Annotated in this window: 22 protein-coding genes; 8 read left to right on the forward strand and 14 right to left on the reverse strand. The window is 66.0% G+C overall.

Annotated elements, in window-relative coordinates:
- Positions 1-83 precede the first annotated feature (83 nt).
- Positions 84-1877 (reverse strand): aspartate--tRNA ligase, encoded by a 1794-nt coding sequence (gene aspS, locus N2K99_RS09455; protein WP_227921325.1) that lies wholly within the window; start codon positions 1875-1877, stop codon positions 84-86.
- Positions 1878-1954: 77 nt separating this feature from the next.
- Here aspS and N2K99_RS09460 point away from each other — a divergent pair, with 77 nt between their 5' ends.
- The gene (locus N2K99_RS09460) at positions 1955-3301 is read left to right on the forward strand and encodes an APC family permease (protein ID WP_227933603.1); all 1347 of its coding nucleotides are present in this window, start codon (positions 1955-1957) and stop codon (positions 3299-3301) included.
- 24 nt (positions 3302-3325) lie between these two features.
- Here the strand turns inward: N2K99_RS09460 and N2K99_RS09465 are convergent, their stop codons facing one another.
- A complete protein-coding gene (locus tag N2K99_RS09465; RefSeq protein ID WP_227921320.1) occupies positions 3326-4336 on the reverse strand; it encodes an adenosine deaminase in 1011 nt (336 codons plus the stop codon).
- A 45-nt stretch (positions 4337-4381) separates the two neighbouring features.
- Entirely contained in the window at positions 4382-5026 is a 645-nt protein-coding gene (locus N2K99_RS09470) for a hypothetical protein (RefSeq protein ID WP_227921317.1), read from the reverse strand.
- Between the two features lie 48 nt (positions 5027-5074).
- On the opposite strand from N2K99_RS09470, the gene N2K99_RS09475 reads away from it, so the two are divergent.
- Positions 5075-6385 (forward strand): sensor histidine kinase, encoded by a 1311-nt coding sequence (locus N2K99_RS09475; protein ID WP_227933604.1) that lies wholly within the window; start codon positions 5075-5077, stop codon positions 6383-6385.
- 56 nt (positions 6386-6441) lie between these two features.
- Complete coding sequence (locus N2K99_RS09480) at positions 6442-7050, forward strand: response regulator transcription factor (protein WP_231711853.1); 609 nt, start codon at positions 6442-6444, stop codon at positions 7048-7050.
- 12 nt (positions 7051-7062) lie between these two features.
- Here N2K99_RS09480 and hisS read toward each other — a convergent pair whose 3' ends face one another.
- On the reverse strand, positions 7063-8418 hold the full coding sequence (gene hisS, locus N2K99_RS09485) for a histidine--tRNA ligase (RefSeq protein ID WP_227933606.1): 1356 nt from the start codon (positions 8416-8418) through the stop codon (positions 7063-7065).
- 181 nt (positions 8419-8599) lie between these two features.
- Here hisS and N2K99_RS09490 point away from each other — a divergent pair, with 181 nt between their 5' ends.
- From N2K99_RS09490 to N2K99_RS09500, 3 genes are all read left to right on the forward strand, one after another.
- Positions 8600-9358, forward strand: coding sequence for a peptidylprolyl isomerase (locus N2K99_RS09490; RefSeq protein WP_227933607.1), 759 nt, complete (start codon positions 8600-8602; stop codon positions 9356-9358).
- A gap of 53 nt (positions 9359-9411) precedes the next feature.
- A complete protein-coding gene (locus tag N2K99_RS09495; protein WP_227933608.1) occupies positions 9412-10842 on the forward strand; it encodes a DUF349 domain-containing protein in 1431 nt (476 codons plus the stop codon).
- 98 nt (positions 10843-10940) lie between these two features.
- Positions 10941-11558 carry a type IV toxin-antitoxin system AbiEi family antitoxin gene (locus N2K99_RS09500; RefSeq protein ID WP_227921299.1) on the forward strand — a complete coding sequence of 206 codons (618 nt, stop codon included), beginning with the start codon at positions 10941-10943 and terminating at the stop codon, positions 11556-11558.
- 13 nt (positions 11559-11571) lie between these two features.
- Here N2K99_RS09500 and N2K99_RS09505 read toward each other — a convergent pair whose 3' ends face one another.
- The 8 genes from N2K99_RS09505 to N2K99_RS09540 form a co-directional block, all read right to left on the reverse strand.
- Positions 11572-14013: a bifunctional (p)ppGpp synthetase/guanosine-3',5'-bis(diphosphate) 3'-pyrophosphohydrolase gene (locus N2K99_RS09505; protein ID WP_374200049.1), complete on the reverse strand. Its 2442-nt coding sequence runs from the start codon at positions 14011-14013 to the stop codon at positions 11572-11574.
- Between the two features lie 173 nt (positions 14014-14186).
- The gene (gene secF, locus N2K99_RS09510; protein ID WP_227921297.1) at positions 14187-15203 is read right to left on the reverse strand and encodes a protein translocase subunit SecF; all 1017 of its coding nucleotides are present in this window, start codon (positions 15201-15203) and stop codon (positions 14187-14189) included.
- Positions 15203-16930: a protein translocase subunit SecD gene (gene secD / locus N2K99_RS09515; RefSeq protein WP_227921294.1), complete on the reverse strand. Its 1728-nt coding sequence runs from the start codon at positions 16928-16930 to the stop codon at positions 15203-15205. Before secD ends, secF begins: the two co-directional genes overlap by 1 nt.
- A 93-nt stretch (positions 16931-17023) precedes the next feature.
- On the reverse strand, positions 17024-17443 hold the full coding sequence (gene yajC, locus N2K99_RS09520; RefSeq protein ID WP_227933609.1) for a preprotein translocase subunit YajC: 420 nt from the start codon (positions 17441-17443) through the stop codon (positions 17024-17026).
- A gap of 103 nt (positions 17444-17546) precedes the next feature.
- The gene (gene ruvB, locus N2K99_RS09525) at positions 17547-18641 is read right to left on the reverse strand and encodes a Holliday junction branch migration DNA helicase RuvB (protein WP_227933610.1); all 1095 of its coding nucleotides are present in this window, start codon (positions 18639-18641) and stop codon (positions 17547-17549) included.
- A gap of 1 nt (position 18642) precedes the next feature.
- Positions 18643-19269 (reverse strand): Holliday junction branch migration protein RuvA, encoded by a 627-nt coding sequence (ruvA, locus tag N2K99_RS09530; protein ID WP_227933611.1) that lies wholly within the window; start codon positions 19267-19269, stop codon positions 18643-18645.
- Positions 19270-19342: 73 nt separating this feature from the next.
- Positions 19343-19942 carry a crossover junction endodeoxyribonuclease RuvC gene (gene ruvC / locus N2K99_RS09535; RefSeq protein WP_227933612.1) on the reverse strand — a complete coding sequence of 200 codons (600 nt, stop codon included), beginning with the start codon at positions 19940-19942 and terminating at the stop codon, positions 19343-19345.
- 9 nt (positions 19943-19951) lie between these two features.
- Entirely contained in the window at positions 19952-20710 is a 759-nt protein-coding gene (locus tag N2K99_RS09540; protein ID WP_227921280.1) for a YebC/PmpR family DNA-binding transcriptional regulator, read from the reverse strand.
- A 277-nt stretch (positions 20711-20987) separates the two neighbouring features.
- Between N2K99_RS09540 and N2K99_RS09545 the strand changes: the two genes are divergently transcribed.
- Together N2K99_RS09545 and N2K99_RS09550 are read left to right on the forward strand one after the other, a co-directional pair.
- The gene (locus N2K99_RS09545; protein ID WP_227933613.1) at positions 20988-22259 is read left to right on the forward strand and encodes a Mur ligase family protein; all 1272 of its coding nucleotides are present in this window, start codon (positions 20988-20990) and stop codon (positions 22257-22259) included.
- Entirely contained in the window at positions 22256-23002 is a 747-nt protein-coding gene (locus N2K99_RS09550; protein WP_227933614.1) for a type 1 glutamine amidotransferase, read from the forward strand. Before N2K99_RS09545 ends, N2K99_RS09550 begins: the two co-directional genes overlap by 4 nt.
- Before the next feature lie 42 nt (positions 23003-23044).
- Here the strand turns inward: N2K99_RS09550 and N2K99_RS09555 are convergent, their stop codons facing one another.
- Positions 23045-24202 carry a hypothetical protein gene (locus N2K99_RS09555; RefSeq protein ID WP_308036387.1) on the reverse strand — a complete coding sequence of 386 codons (1158 nt, stop codon included), beginning with the start codon at positions 24200-24202 and terminating at the stop codon, positions 23045-23047.
- Between the two features lie 51 nt (positions 24203-24253).
- On the reverse strand, positions 24254-24568 hold the full coding sequence (locus tag N2K99_RS09560; RefSeq protein ID WP_227921269.1) for a hypothetical protein: 315 nt from the start codon (positions 24566-24568) through the stop codon (positions 24254-24256).
- Between the last annotated feature and the right edge of the window lie 143 nt (positions 24569-24711).

Here is a 24711-nt window from a genome sequence, read left to right on the forward strand (position 1 = left end):
GCGGAAGCGGGCATGTCAAAACACGGTTAAAGCACGGTACCCGGCCGCATGCTGCGACCGGGTACCGTACCTGCGGCGGGAAGCTATGCTTCCTTCGCGGCTGCTTCCTTGTCCTTCTTCGCCTCAGGCTTGAAGTCCACGCCGGCTTCCTTGCGCTGCTGCGGCGTGATCGGTGCCGGAGCCTGCGTCAGCGGGTCGTAGCCGCCGCCGGACTTCGGGAAGGCGATGACGTCGCGGATCGACTCGGTGCCGGCCAGCAGGGCCACTACGCGGTCCCAGCCGAACGCGATGCCGCCGTGGGGCGGTGCGCCGTACTTGAAGCCTTCGAGCAGGAACCCGAACTTTTCCTGGGCGTCTTCCTGCGAAAGGCCCATGACCTTGAAGACGCGTTCCTGCACGTCGCGCTGGTGGATACGGATGGAACCGCCGCCGATTTCGTTGCCGTTGCAGACAATGTCGTAGGCGTAGGCCACTGCCGACTCGGGATCCGTGTCGAAGGTATCCATGAATTCGGGCTTGGGCGAGGTGAAGGCGTGGTGCACGGCCGTCCAGGCCCCGCCGCCCACAGCCACGTCGCCGGCGGCAACTGCGGCCGACGCCGGCTCGAACATGGGTGCGTCAACCACCCAGACGAAGGCCCAGTCCTTGGGATCGATCAGGCCGGTGCGGTGGCCGATCTCCACGCGTGCGGCGCCGAGCAGGGCACGTGCCTCGCTCTTTTCGCCGGCACCGAAGAAGATGCAGTCACCGGGCTTGGCGCCCACCTTTTCGGCGAGGTTCTCCCGCTCGAAGTCGGTCAGGTTCTTGGCGACCGGTCCGGTCAGCGTGCCGTCTTCCTGGATCAGCACGTAGGCCAGGCCCTTCGCGCCGCGCTGCTTGGCCCATTCCTGCCAGGCATCAAGGGTGCGGCGTGCCTGGGAGGCACCGCCCGGCATCACCACGGCACCCACGTAGGGAGCCTGGAAGACGCGGAAGGTGGTGTCCTTGAAGAATTCGGTCAGCTCGGTGAGTTCCAGGCCGAACCGCAGGTCCGGCTTGTCGGAACCGTAGCGGGCCATGGCATCGGCGTAGGTCATGCGCGGGATGGGGGTGCTGATCTCGACGCCGATCAGCTTCCACAGCGACTTCACGATCTGCTCGCCCAGGGCGATGATGTCGTCTTCCTCAACGAAGCTGGCTTCAATGTCCAGCTGCGTGAACTCCGGCTGGCGGTCCGCGCGGAAGTCCTCATCGCGGTAGCAGCGGGCAATCTGGTAGTACTTCTCGAAGCCGCCAACCTGCAGCAGCTGCTTGAACAGCTGCGGGGACTGCGGCAGGGCGTACCAGGAACCCGGGGCCAGGCGTGCGGGAACCACGAAGTCGCGGGCACCCTCAGGGGTGGACCGGGTCAGCGTGGGGGTTTCGATTTCCACGAAGCCTTCATCGTGCAGCAGTTCACGGGCCACGCGGTTGGCTTCCGAGCGCAGGCGCATGGCCGCGGCCGGTGCCGGGCGGCGGAGGTCCAGGTAACGGTGGCGCAGGCGTGCTTCCTCGCCGACCTCCACGTGCTCGTCGATCTGGAACGGCAGCGGGTCTGAAGTGTTCAGGATGACGACGTCGTCCGCGATCACCTCGACTTCGCCCGTGGCCAGGGCCGGGTTCTCGTTACCCTCGGGCCGCTTCTGCACGGTGCCGGTGATCTGCAGGACGTACTCGTTGCGCAGCCCGTGGAAGACATCCTCTTCACGCACCACAACCTGCGCCACACCCGAGGCATCGCGGAGGTCGAGGAAGGCAACGCCGCCGTGGTCGCGCCGTCGGGCGACCCATCCTGCGAGAGTAACGGTCTGTCCAATATGCTCGGCCCTCAGGGAACCAAGGGCATGAGTGCGCAGCACAGCTGTCCTTTCGAAAAACTTGCGGAAACCACTGTTTCCGCCCATTGTAAATACACGGTCTCCTTGAGAGTTTACCGGTGAACCGACCCCCACCCCGCCATGTACCTACCGATTGGATAAGCCTGTTGTCCGGCACTACCCAGCCGCGTGTTCCCCTGGGCGGCTTTGATGCCACCACTGCCGGCCTAGGCTCCATCGTCGGTGCGGGCGCGTTCGTCGCCTTCGCTCCGGCTGCGGCCGCTGCAGGACCGGCGCTGGGCGCGGGCCTCGGCATAGCCGCTGTTGTGGCCTTCCTCTGCGGGCTCTCCACCTTCCAGCTCAGCAGGGCCGTTTCGCGCCGGCTCCCCGAGGACCGGGGCGGAGACGCCACGGCGCGGACAGCCGCGCGGATCCTCCTGGGGCCGTACAGCGGTTTCCTTTCCGGCTGGACCCTGATCTGGGCGTTGCTGCTTTCCTCGGCTGTCCTGGCCCTCGCGTTCGGGGCGTATGTCTTCCCTGAGCATCCCCGGGCCGGCGCGGCGGGAGCCGTGATTGTCATGGCTGCGGTGAACCTGCTGGGAGTGAACAGGGGTTCCTGGGTCACCCGCTTCATAGTGGCCTTTGTCTTCAGCGTCCTGGCCTTCACGGTGGTGGTGCTCTTCAACGAGGCGCCTCACCAGCCGGTGCGGGTGGGTGCGGAGATTGAGGCTTCCGCCTCGGGCGTGCTGCAGGCCGCCGGACTGCTGTTCTTTATTTTCTCCGGGTACACGCGGCTGGCCACGCTGGGGTCCGGTGTGCGCAATCCCTCACGCAACCTGCCCATCGCGATCCCCGCTGCCATTGCCGTGGCCTTCGGACTGTATTGGTTCATGGGTTCATCAATGCTGGCCTACTACGGAGCGGCTGCCCTGTCCGCCGAGACCGCTCCCCTGCTTGAACCCCTGGAGAGCGTGGGCGCGGGCGTGGGCACGGGTGCCGTCATCCTTGCCGTTGCCGCCGCTGCCCTGGGCGGCCTGTGGTCGCTGCTGGAATCGGCAGGCCGGACAGCCTCCGACATGGCCGCCGACCGTGACCTTCCGTCCTTCTTTGGTGCGTCGAGGGAATCCCGCTTCGGCCGCGGGCAGACCCCTTGGGCCGCCGAAGCCGCGGCCGCCGCCGTCGTGCTGCTGCTTGTGCTGCTCGGGGATCTGGACGCGCTGCTGGGGATGGCGTCCTTCGCCCTGCTGTTCTACGCGGCCATCACCACCGTGTGTGCTTTCACAGTGAAGGACCGCACGCGCTACGCACCCCGGGTCCTGAACCTGGCCGGGGCGGTGGGGGCGCTGCTGCTGGCACTCGCCCTGCCGCCGGTGTCCATCAGCCTGGCACTGATCATCCTGGTGGCGGGGCTCGTGGTCCGGTTGAGTTTCCGGCGGCCGCGGACCCCCAGGACGCCGCCGTTCTAGCCTCGTCCAGGGGCCGGCGCCCACCTAGGCCCCGGCTGCCTCCCACGCACGGACCTCACCCAGCAGTTCGGCGCGGCGTCCGGCAGAGGCGAACGAGGCTTCAATCGAGTTGGCGGCCAACCGGGCAAGCTGCGCCCTGCTGAGCCCGAAGGTTTCCTGTACCGCCCGGAAATTGTCATCCACGTAGCCGTCAAAGTAGGCCGGGTCATCCGAGTTCACGGAAATGTTCAGCCCGTGCTCAAGCATCCGCGGCAAGGGATGCTCAGCCAGGGCTGACACCGCCTGCAGCCGCACATTGGACAGCGGGCAGACGGTCAGCGGCACCTGATCGCGGACCAGCCGGTCCACCAGGTCCGGGTCATCCAGGCAGCGGATGCCGTGGTCGATGCGGTCCGCCTGAAGCAGGTCCAGCGCCTCCTCGATGTAGGAGGACGGACCCTCCTCGCCTGCGTGGGCTACGCTCCGCAGCCCTGCCTCCCGGGCACGCCGGTACAGCTCGATGAACGACGACGGCGGGTTGCCCACTTCCGCGGAGTCCAGGCCGATTCCGATGATGGGCGCGTCCATGGCCAGCAGTTCCTCCAGCACCTCCAGCGCTTCGGCTACCGGGTGGTCGCGCAGGAACGCGGCAATCAGCTCCGTGGAGATCCCGAACTCTTCCTCGCTGCGGGCCAAAGCCGCCCAGACGCCACCCACGGAGACGCTCAGTGGGACGCCTCGGACAAGGTGCGCCTGCGGATCCATCATCATTTCCACGTGCCGCACCCCGGCCGCCGCTGCACGGCGCAGGTAGGCACGGGTCATGTCGGTGAAGTCCGCCTCGGTCCGCAGCACATCCATATTGGAGTAGTAGAGGTCCAGGAAGGACTGCAGGTCCGTGAACCGGTACCGCGCACGGAGGTCCTCGAGGCTGTCGTAGGGCAGGTCCAGGCCGTTGCGGGCGGCCAGTTCGAAGATCAGCTCCGGTTCCAGTGTTCCCTCGATGTGGAGGTGGAGTTCGGCGCAGGGCGGGGTGGGAAGCAGGTCAACAGGCATGGTTAAAGCCTAGGGGCCTGATGCCTTGGACCGCCATTCACCAGGTCAGCGGCGGCCGGCACGTTCCCGGGGAGCGGTTTCAAACATTCCGTACACCGGACCGGCCAGCAGCCAGATCCCTGCGACCAGGCCGGCCCGCTTCACCCAGTCCCACAGCACCTCCGCTTCCCCGGGTGCGGCCACGATCCCGATCATGCCCACCAGGACGGCGACGGCAATCCCGGTGGCCAGCAGGACGCGGCCGTATTCCACCCACAATGACCGGCGATACTCCGGCGTCCCCTTCCCCGGCTTCACGGGTGCCGGTCCCCCGGCAAACCGGTGGGCAACCCGTACATCCGCCCACCGGATCAGGCTGCGGCCGAAGGCGACGCTGAAGCCAAGGTAGAACGCCGCAAGGCCGTGGATGGACTCGGCCCGTCCGCCCAGTGCCAGGTCAGCGGCGGATGCCGCCAAAAGCACGACGTCGAGCAGCGGAACGCAGGCGAGCAGCAGCAGGCCCAGCCGGCGGCGGTGAAGCAGGTAGCGGGCTCCCAGGCCGGCCGCCAGCAGGACCCAGAAACCGATCTCTGAGCCGATGATCAAATACACGAGGATGTCCATGACCCCAGCCTTCCGTGCGGAAAACCCGGTGTCGTCGGCGAAAGGTGCCACCGCGAGGGTGCCTTCCGTCATCCCTTTGGAGGACATAGCCCGCCGCCCGGGCCCAGGGGAACGCCGCTCATTTAGGCTGAACCCATGCAAAGAACCCCAAACCAGGGCACCGGGAACGGAATCTGGCCTTCCGGCGCCGCCGCTGCCGCCGGCTATCTGGTGGGCGGTACCGTGCTGAAACTCCTCGGGGTGAACGCCGCAGGTCTGTTCCCGCCGATTCCGGGCGCACCGGGCTGGGCCTGGGTACCGGTCCTGGTGCTGGGATGTACGGGCCTGCTGTTCCGCCGCCGGAATGTTCCGCTGATGCTGGCCGTCACCGGAACGGCAACCGGTGCCGGCGCACTGCTCGGCGGCGGAATCATTACCTACCTGCTCCTGTTCGAGGTGCTGTACGCCGGGATCCTCTTTGGCTCCCCGCGTGTAAGCCGCGGCGTGCAGCGCGCGGCGGTAACCGGCATGGTCGTCCTTCCCGTTTCCGTAGGACTGGTCTACCGGGGATGGCCGTACCTGCTCTTCGGTTTGTTCCAGGCGGTTTTTGTCTGCCTTGTTCCGCTCTGGTGGGCCGGCTCCCTGCGCCGCCAGACCGAGAGGGCGGAACGCGAACGGCAGCGGGCGGAAACGGAACGGCTCAAGGCCGAACGCACCGCCCAGCTGGCCGAGCTCAACCTGCAGGTTGCCGTGGCGTCGGAGCGCGGAGCCATGGCGCGCGAACTGCACGACGCGATTGCCGGGCATCTGTCCGCCATAGCACTGCAGTCCGGCGCAGCGCTGGCGGCAGGTGACGCTGCCCTGGACCGCAGGGTGCTGGCCCAGGTCCGGACGGAAAGCGTCTCCGCCCTGCGGGAAATGAGGTCCATGATCGACCTGCTCCAGTCCGACGGCCCGTTGGACAGTCGGGAGCAGGCGGAAGCCGCTGCGGCCGCGGGGGGCCTGGGCCATCTGGAGTCCCTGGCCGCTTCCGCCCGGCTGGCCGGAAGCCCGGTGGAGCTGGATCTGTCCGGCGACGTTGAGGTGCCGGTGCTGGTGGGCAGCAGCGTGTATCGGATCGTGCAGGAATCGCTGGCCAACGCGGTCCGGCACGCGCCCGGCTGCCCCGTGAGTATCTCGGTCCGGCGGCAGGACAAGCAGCTGGAGCTGCGGATCCGCAACGCGCTCCCTGCCTCCGAGGGCGGCAGTTCCGCAGCCGCCGGAAACGGTTCGGGCCTGCGGAATATGAAACTGCGGGCAGGTCAGCTCGGCGGCAGTTTCTCTGCCGGACGGGTGGCAGGTCCTGCCCCGGGACTGGATGCCGCCTGGCTCGTGGAAGCCACCCTGCCTACAGAAGAAGCCGACGGAGCCTCCGTGTTCCCACGCGTGCTCCCCCGCGTGCCCCGCCAGCCCCAGGAGATGCTTTGAGCGCCGCCACTGTGCTGCTGGCGGATGACCACTCGGCCATCCGCGGCGGCCTGCGCATGATTCTGGAGTCCATCGGCGGCTTCACCGTCGTCGGCGAGGCTGCCGACGGAGCCGGAGCCGTGCGCATGGCACGGGCCCTGCGGCCCGACGTCGTCCTGATGGACCTCCGTATGCCCGGAATGGACGGAATCGCCGCCACCGCCGAGATCACCGGAGAGGGGCTGGCGGCGGTGCTGGTGCTGACCACCTTCGACATTGACGAGTACGTTTTCGCGGCGCTGCGGGCCGGCGCCGCCGGTTTCCTGTTGAAATCGGTGGAACCTGCCGAATTGGTCCGTGCAGTGCAAAGCGTGGCCGACGGCGACAGTGTCCTCTCCCCGGAGGTCACCGGCAGGTTGATCTCCGCGTTCGTGCAGTCACCGGCTGCGGCTCCGGCAGCGGCTACCGGTACCGGTGCCGCTACCGGAACCATGCCGGCGGAGTCCCTGACCGCACGGGAGGAAGCGGTCCTGGCCTGCATCGGCGAGGGATTGTCCAACCAGCAGATTTCCCGCCGGCTGGGCATCGCCGAGACCACCGTTAAAACGCATGTGTCCCGGGTCCTGGCCAAGCTGGGAGTCTCCTCCCGGGTGCAGGCCGCCATCGCGTTCCGGGAACGCGGCTAGCGGCCCGGGCCGCTAGGCGGACGGCACCTGTACAGGGGTCACCTGCACGGTGAGGTCCTCGGCCGGCGGAGTCCACAGCGCGGGATCCGCCGGCACCTGCTCGCCGGTGCGGATGTCCTTGACCTCGTGGCTGCCGTCCTCGGCGGTGAACCAGACAAACGGGATGCCCCGGCGGTCGGCGAACTTGATCTGCTTGCCGAACTTTTCCGCCTTCGGGGCCACTTCCACCGAAATTCCGCGGCCGCGCAGCTGGGCGGCGGTGTCCTGGGCTTCGGACCAGGACTCGTCGGTGGCCAGGGTCAGCAGCACGGTGGTGGGAACGCTGCGCGAAGCCTGCGCGAATTCCTGGCTGAGCATGCGCATGACCAGCCGCGTGACGCCGATGGAGAGTCCGACGCCGGGGAAGGTGCGGTTGCCCTTGCTGGCCAGGGAATCGTAGCGGCCGCCGGAGCAGATGGAGCCGAGCGCTTCATGGCCCACCAGGACCGTTTCGTAAACGGTGCCGGTGTAGTAGTCCAGGCCGCGGGCAATGCTGAGGTCTGCGAGGACCCGGCCCGGAGCGCGGCGGGAGGCTTCGCTGATGACCTGGAACAGCTCATCGAGGCCTTCGTCCAGCAGTTCATTGGACACGCCCAGTGCCCGGACCTGCTCCACGAACGAGGTGTCCTCCGTACGGATGGAGGCCAGCTTCAGGGCAGCCTCGGCCTGTTCGGGGGTGGCACCGAGTTCTTCCTGCAGGAGCTCGGCTACGCGCTGCGCGCCGATTTTCTCCAGCTTGTCGATGCTGCGCAGCACACCGGCGGTGTCTGCCAGGCCGATGCCGCGGTAGAAGCCTTCGGCCAGCTTGCGGTTGTTGACCCTGATCTTAAACTCGGGGATGGGCAGCGCGCCGAGGGCTTCGGCAATCACCAGCGCCAGCTCGACGTCGTACCGGAACGGCAGCTCTCCGTCGCCCACCACGTCGATATCCGCCTGCGTGAACTCGCGGGCCCGGCCTTCCTGCGGACGCTCGCCGCGCCAGACCTTCTGGATCTGGTAGCGGCGGAACGGGAAGGAGAGGTGGCCGGCGTTCTCGACCACGTAGCGGGCAAACGGCACCGTCAGGTCGAAGTGCAGGGCCAGCTGGTTGGGATCTTCCTTGCCGGCCGCCTCGCCCTCTTCGGCCTGCAGCCGGCTCAGCGCGTAGACTTCTTTGTCGATATCGCCCTTGCGCAGCAGCTGGCCCACCGTTTCCACGGCCCGGGTTTCGATGTTGGAGAAGCCGTGCAGTTCAAAGGTGCGGCGCAGTACGTCCAGGACATGGAGTTCAACAAGGCGCTCCTGCGGTAGCCATTCGGGGAAACCGGACAGTGAGGCCTTGCGTGCCATGGTGGCAACTCCTTAGGTGTGCGAAACGGCGCAGGCGGAACCCCGCCCGGCCACGGTGCACGCATGAGCGTGCATAAACTATGTGCGGCACTCATTTTAGCCGCTTGGGACGCAGCCCCCGTTTCAGACCGGCGCGCCGCTCCCAGCCCGATCCCGATCCGATCCAGTACAGGAGGCAACGGTGGCAGCAAACCGCACCAGCCGTGAAGACAGGCGCCGGCTGGCCCGGATGGAAGCACGGAAGGCTTTCGCCGCTGCCCGTACCAAGCGGCGCAAGCGTGACAATCTCTTCGCCGCAGCGGCCGCCGTCGTTGCCCTGGCCCTCGCCGTTGCACTGCAGGTGGCGTGGTTCAGTTCCGACCCCACGGCGAAGGACCTGGAGCTGCTGCGGGAACAGGCCGACGTCGCCGAGCTGCCCGACGTTCCGGATCCCTCTGTCGCCGAGGGCAGGACCTTCACCGGGTCCCTGGCGCTGGGCCAGGGCGAGATCGGCGTGGAACTGGACGGCACGGTGGCGCCGCAGGCGGTTGCCTCCTTCAAGACGCTTGCCGATGCGGGCTACTTCAGCGGCAAGGACTGCCACCGCCTGACCGCCACCGAATCCACGTCCGTGCTCCAGTGCGGTTCGCCGAACGGGGACGGAAAGGCCGACCAGGACTTCCTGTGGGGGCCGGTGGAGAATTCGCCGGCGGACGGCTTTTACCCCGCCGGCACCATCGCCGTCGCCCGCGGTGACGACGTCATGAGCCACGGCACACAGTTCTTCATTGTTTACAAGGATTCGACGCTAACGCAGGAAACCGGCGGCTACACGATAATGGGTAAGGTAACGTCAGGTCTTGACGTACTGGAGGCCATTGCTTCCTCGGGGACAGCCTCCGGGGAGACCGATGGTTTCCCGAAAGACCCGGTGACGATTAACTCGTTCACCCTGAACTAAGTGGCGGCGCGGGCTTCGCAAACTGCCATCCATCGAGTGAAAGACTTTTAGCGGTGACAGACAGTCAGAAATCCGACGAAACAGCAGGCCCTTCCACTACGGAGACATCCCGGCCTGCCACTCCGAGCCCCGCAGCACTTGCGGCGCGTCGGCCCTCCCCCGCCGCCGTAGGCCCCCGGCCCGGCGCGGCAGCCCAGCCGGTGGTGGCTGTCCCGGCCGCCCACTCCACCCCGTTGGAGGAAGCCGCCCGCTTCGCGCGGGTCGAGGAGGACGGCCATGTCTTCCTGATCGTGGACGGCGAGGAATCCGCCGTCGGCCAGTTCCCCGACGCCTCCAAGGAAGAAGCACTGGCCTACTTCGTGCGCAAGTACGACGACGTCGCCAGCCAGCTGCTGCTCCTGGAGCAGCGGGTGCAGGTCAAGGCTCCGGCCGCGGACATCCACAAGACCCTGAAGCACCTGGCCCAGCAGGTGGCCGAGCGCAAGATGGTGGGCGATATCAAGGCGCTCGATGCCCGCATCGAAGCACTCGAGGCCTCGCTCAAGGAAGCCGAGGCCGCCGAGCGCGCCGAGGCTGAGGCAGCCAAGGCCCGTGAGCTTGCCGCCCGTGAAGCCATTGTTGCCGAGGCGGAGGAAATCGCCGCCAAGGACCCGGCCACGATTCAGTGGAAGACCAGCAGCAACCGGATGAACGAGCTGTTCGATGCGTGGAAGACCGCGCAGAAGAACGGCCCGCGCCTGGGCCGCAGCACCGAGGACACCCTGTGGAAGCGGTTCCGTTCCGCCCGCACCGTCTTCGACCGCCACCGCCGTGCCTACTTCTCCCAGCTGGACAGTGAAAACTCGTCCGCCAAGGCTGCGAAGGAAGCACTCATTGCCCGCGCCGAGGAACTGGCGACGTCAACGGACTGGGGCAACACCGCCGCCGAATACCGGCAGCTCATGGACGAGTGGAAGGCGTCCAAGCGCGCCAGCCGCAAGGATGACGATGCCCTGTGGGCCCGCTTCCGTGCCGCGCAGGATCAGTTCTTCGCCGCCCGCCAGGCGGCCAACGAGGTTATCGACGAGGAATTCGCCGCGAACCTCGTAGTCAAGGAAGAGCTGCTGAGGGAAGCGCAGGCCCTCCTGCCGATCACGGACCTGAACGCTGCCCGCAAGGCCCTCCAGTCGATCCGGGAACGCTGGGAAGACGCCGGCAAGGTGCCCCGGGCCGATATGGGCCGCATGGAGGCCGGCATCCGCAAGGTTGAGGAAGCCGTGAAGGCTGCTGAAGACGAGCACTGGCAGCGGAGCAACCCCGAGACCAAGGCACGCACCAATTCGGCCCTGTCCCAGCTGGAGGCGACCATTGCGTCCCTCGAGCAGGACCTGGCCGACGCCGAGAAGGCGGGCAACGCGAAGAAGATCGCGGACGCCCGCGAGGCCCTGGAAGCCCGCCAGCAGTGGCTGGCAATGCTGCAGAAGTCCGCGCAGGACTTCGCCTAGGCCGCGTACCGGCTCCACGAAAGCCCCGCTCCTCCCGTTATCCACAACGGGCGGGGCGGGGCTTTCGCTTTGCCTGCAGGCTGCACATGCTGGTGTGCATGCCTGCGCAGCTCTTTCCCTACCCCGGTGCCCTCCCGCAGATCACCTCCACGGGCGGAGCGCTGTTCACCGCCGGGGACGTGTTCCGGCACGAGGAACTCCAGGCCATGGCGATGGACGGGTTGCTCCGGCACGTGTACGCGGGAACCTTTGTGCGCTGGGATGTCCGGCCGGACCCGGTGGTCCGTGCCCTCGCGGCGTCTGCCGAGCTGCCCGTGCAGCTGCGCCGCAGGCTGACCATGGGGAGACTGACGGCTGCCTGGATCTACGGCTGCGCTCCACGGCCGCCGCGGCTCGATGTCCTGGCGGACCGCCGCAGCCGCACCGGTGCCCTGCAGCCGTTCAGTACCGCAGTCCTCCACGAGGTCCTGCTGGGCCCTGCGGACCGCGCGGACGTAGGAACGGTGTCGGTTACCTCACCGCTGCGGACCGCCGTCGACGTCGCCCTCTATGCGGGCACCGCAGAAGCGGTTTCCACCCTGCGGCGCCTGGCGGCGCTCCCGGGTCTGGCTTGCCGGCTGGACCTCGTGCAGCGGGCCCTGGAAGCCGGACACCGGGTGCCGGGCAAGGCGGCGGCACTGGAACGCGTTGCGGCTGCCGCCGAGCCGACCGGTTAGTGGAACCCGGAGCCTAGACCCGCCGCTGCGACCCCGTGGTGCGATAGACGTCGAACACGCCGTCGATCTTGCGGACCGCGCTGAGGATGTGGTTCAGGTATTTCGGATCCCCCATCTCGAACACGAACTTCGACATCGCCACACGGTCGCTGGAGGTGTTGACGCTGGCGGAGAGGATGTTCACGTGGTTTTCCGAGAGGACCCGCGTCACGTCCGACAGCAGGCTCTTGCGGTCCAGGGCCTCCACTTGGATCTCGACCAGGAAGACGCTGGACTGGGTGGGTGCCCACTCCACGGGGACTATGCGGTCCGGCGTGGCACGCAGTTCCTGTACGTTGCGGCAGTCGCTGCGGTGTACCGAAACACCCGAACCGCGGGTCACGAACCCGATGATCGGATCCGGCGGAACCGGGGTGCAGCAGCGGGCCAGCTTGACCCACACATCGCCGGTACCGCGCACGGTGACGCCGGAATCGGAGAACTTGGGACGGCGGGCTGCGGTAGCCACCGGCGTTTCGGCCAGGTCCTCCTCGGCGCCCTGGTGCCCGCCCATCAGGTTGACCAGGTGCTCAATGACATTCTGGGCAGAGGTATGGCCGTCGCCCACCGCGGCGTACAGCGCGGAAATGTCCTGGTGGTGCAGTTCTTCGGCCACCGCCACCAGCGCATCATGCGTCATCAGGCGCTGCAGCGGCAGGTTCTGCTTGCGCATGCCGCGGGTGAGCAGGTCCTTGCCCTTTTCGATTGCCTCTTCGCGGCGTTCCTTGGTGAACCACTGCCGGATCTTGTTCCGGGCGCGCGGGCTCTTGACGAAGCCCTGCCAGTCCTGGCTGGGACCGGCACCCTCGGCCTTGGAGGTGAAGATCTCCACCCAGTCGCCGTGCTGCAGTTCGCTGTTGAGCGGCACCAGTTTCCCGTTGACGCGCGCCCCGATTGTCCGGTGGCCCACCTCGGTGTGCACGGCGTAGGCGAAGTCCACCGGCGTCGACCCGGCCGGAAGCGCCATGACCTCGCCCTTGGGCGTAAAGACGAAGACTTCGCGCGCATTGATCTCGAACCGCAGCGAATCCAGGAACTCGTCGGGATCCGAGGTTTCCTGCTGCCAGTCCACCAGGCTGCGCAGCCAGCCCATGTCGTCAGGGGCTTCGGGGCCCTTGTTTCCGTCCTTGTACTTCCAGTGCGCGGCCACGCCGTATTCGGCGCGGCGGTGCATGTCGTGCGTGCGGATCTGGATTTCCACGGGCTTGCCGCCGGGGCCGATCACTGTGGTGTGCAGCGACTGGTACATGTTGAACTTCGGCATCGCGATGTAGTCCTTGAACCGCCCGGGAAGGGGGTTCCACCGCGAATGCAGGGCACCGAGGGTGGCGTAGCAGTCGCGGACGGAGTCCACCAGGACGCGCACGCCCATCAGGTCATGGATGTCGTCGAAGTCCTTGCCCCGCACGATCATCTTTTGGTAGATCGAGTAATAGTGCTTGGGCCGGCCGGTGATGGTGGCTTTGATCTTGACCGCGTGCAGGTCATCGGCGATCTGCGACCGCACGGTGCCCAGGTACTTTTCCCGCTCCGGAGTCCGGTCGCCCACCATCCGGACGATTTCGTCATACACCTTGGGGTGCAGTGCGGCGAAGGAAAGATCCTCCAGCTCCCACTTGATGGTGTTCATACCCAGCCGGTGGGCCAGCGGGGCGAAGATTTCCAGCGTTTCGCGTGCCTTCTTGGCGGACGATTCCGGCGATACGAAACGCCAGGTTCGGGCGTTGTGGAGCCGGTCCGCGAGCTTGATGACCAGGACGCGGATGTCCTTGGCCATGGCGACGACCATCTTGCGTACGGTTTCGGACTGCGCGGCGTCGCCGAAGGTGACCTTGTCCAGCTTGGTGACACCGTCCACGAGCATCGCGACCTCCGGGCCGAACTCGCGCCGCAGTTCGTCCAGGGTGTAGCTGGTGTCCTCCACCGTGTCATGCAGCAGGGCCGCGGCCAGAGTGGTGCCGGTCATGCCCAGCTCCGCCAGGATGGTCGCCACCGCCACCGGGTGCGTGATGTACGGATCCCCGCTCTTGCGCTTCTGGCCCTCGTGGCTCCGCTCGGCAACCACATAGGCGCGCTGGATCAGGTCCAGGTCTTCCTTGGGGTTGTTGACCCGGACCGTGCGAAGCAGCGGTTCCAGCATCGGCGAGTAGCCGGGGTTGCCCCGGCCGGCCAGGCGGGCGAGCCGGGCACGGGTGGAAGCACGGCGGCCGGTCGAGGGTGCACGGCCTGCGCCGCTGCCGGGTTTCACCGGTACGGGGGCTTTGGCCGGGCCGGGGACGGGAAGCAGGGCGTCAGTGTTGCTGGCGGCAGCATCCAATGCCGCAGCTTCGCGCGCTGCGGTGCTCTCGTGCCCCGGGTCGATCCCCGCGGTGCCGCTGTTTCCTGCCTCATCGGCAGGCGTTGCACTGTTGGCCACTGACGACCTTTCTTCGTACGCTCAAAAGCAGGTAATCAAAACGTTTTCGGCGGCCGCGCCTGACGCGGCTCCTGTCAACCAGTCTAAGCCTGCCCGCACCGCACTTAAACCGCCGGTTCCGTACTCCTTTGGCGTGGAGTACGGAACCGGATGGTCGGAGCGGGCTTTATCCCTTAGGCGCTGACCGCCGCGGAGCCCTTTGCTTCGTTAGCCCGGCGTTCGGCCACCCGCTTGGCCTGCTTGCGGATGTCCGGTTCGTTCCGGCGCAGCCACGCGTACAGCGGCGCTGCAATGTAGATGGTCGCGATGGTGCCCAGGATGATGCCCACGAACAATGCCAGGGACAGGTCCTTCAGGGTGCCGGCGCCCAGCAGCAGCGCACCGATGAACAGGATGGAGGCCACCGGGAGGACTGCCACCACGGAAGTGTTGATGGACCGCACCAGAGTCTGGTTCACGGCCAGGTTCACTTCTTCCGCGAAGGTCCGCTTGGTCCGCTTGTCCAGGTCCTTCGTGTTTTCCCGGACCTTGTCGAACACCACCACGGTGTCATACAGCGAGTAGCTGAGCACGGTAAGGAAGCCGATGATGGCCGACGGCGTGACTTCGAAACCGCTCAGCGCGTAGACGCCGGCGGTGACCACCATAACCACCAACAGCCCGACGACGGCGGCTACCGACATCTTCCAGGTCCGGAAATACAAGGCCATCAGCACCGCGGCCAGTGCCACGAAGACGACGAGGCCCACCAGGGCCTGCCGGCTGACGTCGCTGCCCCAGGTGGGACCGATGAAGGTGGAGGTGACTTCGTCCTGGCTTACGCCGTAGGTCTCCGCCAGTGATTCCTTGACCTCGATGGTCTGGTCATCGCTCAGCTTCTCCGTCTGGATCCGCATGGTGCCCGGGGCGATGTTGGTGACCTTGGGGTCGGCGGTGCCGGCAACCTCGGCCACGGCCTTCTCGCCGCCGCTGACGTCAGTGTTGCTGACGTTGGAGACGGTGAATTCGGAGCCGCCGCGGAACTCGATGCCGAGGTTGAATCCGCCCTTGGCCACCGGTATGAGGATCGAAAGCAGCACGGCTGCCGCTGCGATGATGAACCACAGCTTTGCCTTGCCGACGAAGTTGTAGGACCGCTTTCCGGTGTAAAGGTCGTTGCCGAATGCGGCGAAACTGGGGAGCTTACTCATTACTCGCCGTCCTTCTCGGAGCTGCGGCCGGTACCGGCCATTGAATCCTGCTTTTCGGCAAGCCGCCGTTCGGCGATGGTCATCCTTCGTTCGGCTTCCTTGGCCGCTCCCTTGTTCTTGGTGCGCGCAGCCGGCGCTTCGGAGGGATCACGCAGCCGTCCGGCACCGCGGTAAAGCGGTACCGCACCCAGCTTGCTCGCATCGAGGCCGGAGAAGCGGTGGCCGTCGCCGAAGAACTTGGTTCGGGCCAGAAGCACCATGGTGGGGTGGGTGAACATAAAGACCACGATGAGGTCCGCAATGGCGGTGAGGCCCAGGGTGAAGGCGAAGCCCCGCACGTTGCCCACTGCCACGAAGTACAGGACGACGGCGGCCAGGATGTTCACGGCCTTGGAAGCCAGGACGGTACGCTTGGCGCGTTTCCAGCCGTTGTCCACCGCGGAAACCAGCCCGCGGCCGTCGCGAAGCTCGTCACGGATGCGTTCGAAGTACACGATGAACGAGTCCGCGGTCTGCCCGATGGCGACGATCAGGCCGGCCACGCCGGCCAGTGAGAGCCGGTAGTTGTGGCTCCAGCCCAGGATGGCGATGGCCAGGTAGGTCAGCAGCCCGGCAACGACGAGCGAGATGATGGTAACGAAGCCCAGCGCGCGGTACTGGAAGAGCGAGTAGACGGCAACGAGGGCCAGGCCGATCAGGCCGGCGATAATGCCCATCCGCAGCTGGTCCGCGCCAAGGGTCGCCGAGACCTGCTGTTCGCTCTGGATCTCGAAGCTGATCGGCAGGGCACCGTATTTCAGCTGCTCGGAGAGCGCTTCGGAGCTTTCCTGCGTGAAGTTGCCGGTGATCTGGGGCTGGCCGTTGGTGATGACCGCGTTCACGGTCGGCGCCGAAATGATCTGCCCGTCGAGGACGATGGCGAACTGGTTCCGCGGGTCGCCCTGCGGGAAGGCGAAGAGACGCTCGGTCACTTCGCGGAACTTGTCGGTACCCTCGCCGTTGAACTCGATGTTCACGGCCCACTGGTTGGTGGAGACACCGTTGTTGCCCTGTGCCATGCCGAAGCTGGCGGTGGAGATGTCTACGCCGGGAACTTCGACCGGGCCCAGGATGTACTTGCCGGCGGTGCCGGGCTCGCAGGCCACCATCGGCTGGTCGGCCGGTGCCTGCTCAGCGTTGGCGATGGTGTCCGGGTTCAGGCAGTCAGTGGTTTCGAACTGCGTCTGCAGCTCGGGTGAAATCCAGTTGGTGTCCGAAGCATCCGTGGGTTCCGCCGACGGGGTGGGCAGCTGTTCCGCAGGAGTGGGATCCGTTACTGCTGCACCTTGTCCCCCGCCGCCGGCCAGGACCGGGCGGAACTCCATGTTCGCGGAAGCCTGGATCAGCTCGCGGGTCTCGGGATCGGGGACGCCGGGCAGCGATACCACGACGTTGCGGTTGGACTGCGTGCTGATCTCCGCTTCGGAGACGCCGCTGCCGTCCACGCGCTGGCGGATGATCTCCACGGCCTGGTCGAGCTGTTCGGTCGAGATTTCGGAGTCACCGCCCTGCACCTCGGGAGCAAGGATCATCTGGGTGCCGCCCTCAAGGTCGAGGGCGAGTTTCGGGGTCCAGCTGGCGTTGCTCCACATGGAACCACCGCCAAGCAAAAGGGCCAGGGCAGCAAAAATGACGCCCAACCAGAGGAGCGTCTTTTTCGCGGCCGAGCCGGGGCCGGTACGGGGCATAGGGAATTTTCCTTAAGGGCGAAGATCACCGGAACCGTCGTGGTCTCCGGGCGGCAAGCGGGGCACCGATGCCCCGCTTGGCTCGTGGAGAGTCTAGTTCTCTTTTTTGTCGTCGCGGTTCAGGCGCTTGAGTGTTTCTTCAGGCGTCTCGTCCTGCACGGCGTCGTTGCGCTCGGAGGTGTCCTTGCCGAGCGTGAGGGACGAGGCGTCATCGGGGACCGCGGCGGCGTCATCGGCCGGTGCTTCTTCAGCGCGAACAGTGACGACCTTGGTCAGTGCCTGAAGGTGAACCGTGGCGGTGTTGCCGGGGGAAAGCTCCAGCACGGCCTTGTTTTCTTCCTGGTCCACGGAAACGATCCGGCCGAAGAGCCCGAACTGGGTCATAACTTCGGTGCCGGGAAGCATTTGGGCCCGCTGCTGGACAACCGTCTGCTGCGACTTCTTCTGCTTGCGGAACATGAGGATGACGAAGACCGCCAGCAGCAGAGGGATAAAGAGATCAGCGATAGACACGTGGAGAGTTCCGTTTCTGTTGGGGTAGGGCGGGGCTGGTCCGGACATGGTGCCGGGACCGTGCCCTAGGGCCAGTCTAAACGGAAAACGTGGGAGCGGACGGTTAAGTTTCCGGCCCGGTCTCCTCGGCGGGAGCGGATGAGGTGTTGGTGCCGGGGCCGGAAAACATGTTCTGCGGCATCGCGGCCGCCACGTTCTCGGGCATCTGGAGCCCCAGATGCTCCCACGCGGCCCGGGTCGCGATGCGGCCCCGCGGGGTCCGGCCGAGCAGGCCTTCACGGACGAGGTACGGTTCGGCCACCGTCTCCACAGTCTCCGGTTCCTCGCCGACGGCGATCGCCAGCGTGGAAAGGCCCACCGGTCCCCCGTTGAACTTGGTGATCAGTGCGGCCAGCACGGCGCGGTCCAACCGGTCGAGGCCGAGGACGTCCACCTCGTACATATCCAGCGCCGCTCCGGCCGAGCGGGCGTCGATCTGCTCGATGCCGTGCACCAGCGCCCAGTCCCGGACGCGGCGCAGCAGCCGGTTCGCGATACGCGGGGTGCCGCGCGAGCGTCCGGCAACCTCGGCAAATCCCGCGGAGTTGACCTTCATGTCCATCAGCATGGCCGAGCGGCGCAGCACCAGTTCCAGTTCATCCGTCGAGTAGAACTCCAAGTGGCCGGTGAATCCGAAACGGTCCCGCAGCGGACCGGGCAGCAGGCCGGCGCGGGTAGTGGCTCCCACCAGGGTGAACGGGGGCAGGTCCAGCGGAATGGCGGTGGCACCGGCACCCTTGCCGACGATGATGTCGACGCGGAAATCCTCCATGGCCATGTAGAGCATTTCCTCGGCCGGCCGGGACATGCGGTGGATTTCGTCCAGGAACAGCACCTCGCCCTCTGTCAGGGAAGACAGGATGGCTGCGAGGTCCCCGGCATGCTGGATGGCCGGCCCGGAACTGATCCGCAGCGGTGCGTTCATTTCCGCGGCAATGATCATGGACAGGGTGGTCTTGCCCAGGCCGGGCGGGCCGGACAGCAGCACGTGGTCGGCGCTGCGGCCGCGCAGCCGGGACGCTTCGAGTACCAGCGACAGCTGTTCGCGGACGCGCTTCTGACCTACGAAGTCGTCCAGGTTCTTGGGCCGCAGGGCGGCTTCGATGGCTTTGTCGTCCGGATCGGGACCGGGCGCGACGAGGGAGTCGGCGGTGGACACCTCAGCCGGCCTTTCGGCGCGAGGAGGCCCGGGCGCCGTCGGTCCCGAGGCGCCGCAGCGTCAGTTTCAGGATTTCCCCGACGTTGCCGGCGGCAGCGACGTCGGGATGCTCGGCGGCGGTGTCGTCCATGGCGGCAGTGGCGTCCTTTTCGGACCAGCCGAGACCGGTCATGGCCGCCAGGACCTGTTCCTGCCAGCGGGGTGCGGCCGGGTTTTCCACGGTGCCGTGCGGCACCAGCTTGTCGGCCAGCTCGAGGACAATGCGGCGGGCGCCCTTGGGGCCAATGCCGGAAACCTTGCTGAAGGCCTTGTCGTCCCCGGTGGATGCGGCCACCCGGATGGCTTCAGGAGTGTGGACGGCCAGGACCGCGAGGGCGATCCGCGGACCCACCCCGCTGACGCCGAGGAGGATTTCAAAGACCTCGCGCTGGTCCGCGTCGCTGAACCCATACAGGGTCATGGAGTCTTCGCGCACGATCATGGCGGTATGGACGCTGGCTTCACTTCCCTTGCGCAGCGAAGCCAGGGTCTGCGGGGTGGCCTGGACGAGCATCCCGAATCCTTGGACATCAATGACGGCAGAGGTAAGGCCCACGTGCGAAACGACCCCGCGGAGGGAACTGATCATGAAGGAACTCCAGAGGCTGTATAGAACATATCTACGAATACCCTACTTGCTGGCGCCCGCATTCCCCTGCTGTTCAGTAGCTTCCGCGTTTTGCCCGCGCTTCCGCTTCGGCCCACAGCCGCTGGGCCGGAGTTAACCCACTAGCCGGTGCCGCGCCCCGCGAGGCGGAGCCGGCGGTGGGTCCGGGACCGGCGACGCCGCGGCGCCAGGCGTGGGTGATCGCCAGGGCAAGGGCGTCGGCGGCGTCGGCGGGCTTGGGCATCTCGTCCAGCCGCAGGATCTTGGTCACCATCTTGCCCACGGCGTCCTTGTTGGCCGAGCCGGAGCCGGTGACCGCCGCCTTGACCTCGGTAGGCGTGTGCAGGGCGACCGGGATGCCGCGCCGGGCGGCGGCGGCAATAACGACGCCGGAGGCCTGGGCGGTACCCATCACGGTGCTGACATTGAGTTGGCTGAACACCCGTTCCACGGCCAGGACATCGGGCCGGTGGGTGTCCAGCCACAGATCGATGGCTTCGGAAATGACCAGCAACCGGGCGTCAAGCGCGGTGCCGGCCACTGTGCCGACAACTCCGACGGCCACGAGGGTGGCCCGGCGGTTTCCCTCGACCTCAACTACTCCAAGGCCGCAGCGGGTCAGGCCGGGGTCCACCCCCAGGACGCGTAAAGACACAGGTACGTCTTAGTCGTCTTCTTCAAGCTCGGCCATAACGGCGGCCGGGATATCAGCGTTGGAGTAAACGTTCTGGACGTCGTCGAGGTCTTCCAGCGCATCCACGAGCTTGAGGAACTTGCGGGCAGCATCCGCATCCAGTTCAACATGCATGGACGGAACGAATTCGGCTTCATCGGTTTCGTACTCGATGCTCGCCTCTTCCAGCGCACCGACGACGGCACGGAGGTCCTGCGGCTCCGAGATGATCTCGAAGTTCTCGCCCGATTCCTTCACTTCGTCCGCACCGGCGTCAAGGACGGCCATCAGCAGATCATCTTCGGTGAGGCCGTTCTTGGGCAGGTTCACTACGCCCTTGCGGGTGAACATGTAGGCGACGGAACCGGGATCGCCCATATTGCCGCCGTTGCGGGTCACGGCAAGGCGGACCTCGGAGGCCGCACGGTTCTTGTTGTCCGTAAGGCACTCGATCAGGAGGGCGGAGCCCTGCGGTCCGTAGCCCTCGTACATGATCGTCTGGTAATCGACGGCCTCGCCGAGCAGGCCGGCGCCGCGCTTGACCGCACGGTTAATGTTGTCGATCGGCACCGACGTCTTCTTGGCTTTGGAAACGGCCAGTTCAAGGGCCGGGTTGCCTGCCATGTCGGCTCCGCCGGCGCGTGCTGCAACTTCGATGTTCTTGATCAGCTTGGCGAAGGACTTGGCGCGCTTGGCATCAATTACGGCCTTCTTGTGCTTGGTGGTTGCCCATTTAGAGTGGCCCGACATGCTCTACGCTTCTCCTCTGATCGATAAAAAAGTCCGGCTGCTTGCCACCCGTCCAGGACCCCGGGGAACCCGGGCCGAACAGGGAGACCAGCTAAGCTTCCCGAACGCACTGCCACAATTCTAGCGACCGAATCCGTTTCCGGGGCCGGAAACGCTTCCGCGCTCCGGGCCGGCGTCGAATACCGACGGATAAAACACCGCTGACCTGTCCCGATGCGTGCAGCCTCACGCCTTCGGAACGGTGCCGTATCAAGGGTGTGCGCTATATTCAGTAACCATGAGTTCTTTCTCCATCCTGGTCGGAAAACTGGTCCGCAGTGCCTCGAAACTGCGTGGCGGCGGCTCCGCCCTGCCCGGCCTGGTGGTGGAGAAAATCGATCCCGATTTCATTCGCCGCACCCTCGCTGACCTGCCGCTCGGCGTCGCCGTCGTCTCCGGAACCAACGGCAAGACGACCACTACCAAGATGGTGGTGGAGCTGCTCGAGAGCCAGGGGCTGAAGGTTTTCACGAACCGGACGGGCAGCAACTTCACCCGCGGCGTTGCGGCAGCCCTGCTGGGCGAAGTGAACCTGCGCGGGCACCTGGATGCGGACATCGCCGTCCTGGAACTGGACGAGGCGCACGCCGTGCACTTCGTGAAACTGATCCAGCCGCGCTACAGCCTGCTGCTGAATGTCCTGCGTGACCAGCTGGACCGGTTCGGCGAGATCGACAAGACCACCCGCCTGCTGGAATCCATTGCCCGCGCGACCACCGAGACGGTGGTCCTGAACCGCGAGGATCCCCGCGTGGCGGGCATTGCCGATTCCCTGAACGGCCAGCGTGCCGTGTACTTCGGGCTCGATGCCTCGCTGCGCAGCACCTTCCCCAACGACGACGAGATGCGCGGCAGCCTTGCCGAAGCGCTGGCCGCAACCCAGGAGGCCGACGTCGTCCTTGAACGCGTGAGTGAGACGGACGCGGATTTCCTGGTCGACGGACAGGTCCGCACCTCGGGGCTGAAGCTGCGCGGCGTTTACAACATCTTCAATGCCGCCGCTGCCCTCGCCTTTGCGCGGACAATCAAGGGCAAGGACCTCGACTCCGACGCCTTGTTCGATGCGCTTGCCAATGTGGAGCCTGCATTCGGGCGCGGCGAGTCCCTGACCGTCAACGGCCAGCCGCTGGAGCTGGTGCTGGTGAAGAATCCCAGCGGCTTCCGCCTGGGCCTGAAGTCCTTTGCCGCCCACGGCTATTCGACAATGATCGCCATTAATGACAACTACGCCGACGGCCGGGACATGTCCTGGCTGTGGGACGTGGACTTCGAATCCCTGGCCGAGGGCGGTGTCGACGTCGTCAGCGGCGTGCGCGCCTACGACATGGCGTTGCGGCTGAAGTACGACGACGTGCCGGTGCGCACCATCGAACCGGACATCACGGACGGGCTGAAGCGTTTCATCAAGGACTCCCCCGGGGTTCCCATGCGGATCTTCTGCACGTACACGGCCATGCTGGCCGTACGCCGGGAACTCTCCAAGATCACGAAGGTAGAGGTGGTCTCATGACCGAGGACCGCACAATCAAGATCCTGCAGCTGTACCCGCGGGAAATGAACATTTACGGCGACTGGGGCAACGTCCTGGTGCTCAAGCAGCGCCTGAAGTGGTACGGCTACCAGCCGGTTGTCGAGGAGTACAACGCCGGGGACGAGTTCCCTGCCGACGTCGACATCGTTGTCGGCGGCGGCGGCCAGGACAGCGGACAGGTGGTGATCCAGCAGGATCTCCAGCAGTTGGCTCCCACCCTGCAGGGGCTTGCCGAGGACGGCCTGCCGATGCTGGTGATCTGCGGTTTGTACCAGTTGTTCGGACGGTTCTTCAAGACGCATGAGGGTGCGCTCATTCCGGGAATCGGCATCCTGGACATGGAGACCCACGGCGGTGACGTGCGGTTGATCGGCAACGTTCTTTCCGTCAGCGAAGAGTTCGGCGAGATCCACGGCTATGAGAACCACAGCGGCCAGACCTTCCTCGGTCCGGGCGTGAAGCCGCTGGCGGAGATCCGCAAGGGTGAAGGCAACAACACCAAGGACAGCACCGAGGGTGCGCGGTACAAGAACGTGGTAGCCAGTTACCTGCACGGTTCCCTTCTTCCCAAGAATCCGGCAATTGCGGACTTCCTGATCGAGAAGGCAGCCACGCGGAAGTTCGGCAGCTTCTCCCCTGTTCCCCGTTCGGAACAGGACCTGGCTGACCTGTCGAAGCTCTCGGAAATGGCACGCCAGCACGCCGGGCAGCGGCCGCGCTAGCCTCTCTTGCCTTGGCGGGCGTTGGGCGGCCTTCCGGTCCCGTCATGCAGGGAGACGTGCTGCGTCGTACCAGCGCAGAACCCGCAGTGCCCTGAGAGTGTTCCACCGGCTCGGCGTCCCATCGGGTTCTTCGAATCGAAAGTGGACCGCACCGGGGTGACTGTTCTCCAGCAGCCAACGTCCATCTGGCTGACGCCTGGCACGAACTTGTTCGATCGCCTCAACCAGCCGCGGATCGGCAGGGCCGCCGCGCAGAGCGAAATAGCTCGTTGCCTTGAGCAGGTCATAGTGCCAGCGGGGAGGGTAGGAGAACTGAAGCCATTGTGGGTTCACCACCTCGCCGGTGCGCAATGAGCGGAACAGGGTACGTCGAAGCAGATACTCCTCGCCGTAATGGCGAGCCCGGCGGACCTCATCGGATCCACCGGTGTGTCGTTCCCACCTGAGTAAGGCGTCAACCACGTCAAGAGTGCTGGCGAAAGAGCCCGGCGTCGAAGGCGTCTCTGCCCAGCAGTTCCAGCCACCGTCAGGCAGCTGGTCGGCCACGAGCCGCTGCACCACCGGGTCGACGTCGATGCCCAGGAAGGTGCCGATCAGGATAGTGCCGGCGTTGATGCAGCAGTCGACTTCGCCGGCGAAGAACGGCAACCCGTTGTACTCCCACCGGCAGTTGTGGACGACCAACTGTGCGGTCTCCCGTATCACCGCACTGTCCGGCGGTACACCCAAGTGGCACAGGTCGAGCAGCACCGGGTAGGTAGCGGTCCATGGTTGCTCCGGTTCCTTTCCCGGCTGTTCTCCGGGCTGCTCATCTGGCTGCTCATCTGACTGCTCGCCTGGCGCTTCGGCCGGTTCCGCGTCGGGTTCCGCGTCGGGTGACGGGAACGGAGGCGGTGGCTCGCCGGCAGCCAGGGCCTGTGCGGTACTCTCGGCGAACGCCGCGGTGTCCGGGAAGCATGCCCCGTTTGCCCACTGTCCGTCAGGTGCCCGCAGCGCGAGCAGTCCAGCGCCCCATCCTTCGTGCTCCACCCGTGCCCGCTCAGCTGCCACCTCATCCTGCGGGGCGTCGAGGATGTCGCGTAACACCTGCCAGCGGATCGCTGGATCGCCTTGCAGCAGCCACTGCACGACCGGGTCGTCCTTGGCTGGCGGCGGCGTCCGGGGGACGTAGGCATCGTATTTCCTCTGCGGAGTTTCCACCGGGGCATCGTATGCGGGCATGGTGATTGTGGGTAGAAGTGGTTGTGCCGGTCAGAACCCGGTGAAGGTTGAGCCCTTGTTTATCGTTGCCTGTTCGTTCGCTTCGCTGTGACGAATGACCAGGGAGATTGTGATGAGTACGGCGGAGAGCAACACGAAGGTAACCAGTAACAGCAAATAGATCAGCGATACCGCCACGGCAACAGGTACTGTCTCCCAGACCGCGGAAAGCCTCATAGAGTTAAGACTGTCTGCTATACCGAAGTTCCTGTTGATAAACGGACCCAGGACGAGGAGGACGACCGCTGCAATACCGAACCTTGTGCCGAACCTCATCGTGGGCCGCGCCAGTGTTGCACCAGACATCTCACTCCTAGGGTTCGGTGGGCGGGTTCGTCCTGCATCTGCTGTCTGAGTATGCACACCGTCTACGGCAGCATCAACACTGGGTTCGGATCGGAACCACCCGCCAGCCAGGCGTCCCGGTCAAGGATCGGCTACGGGACATC

This window comes from Arthrobacter sp. zg-Y1110, from assembly GCF_025244865.1.
Lineage (GTDB): Bacteria > Actinomycetota > Actinomycetes > Actinomycetales > Micrococcaceae > Arthrobacter_B.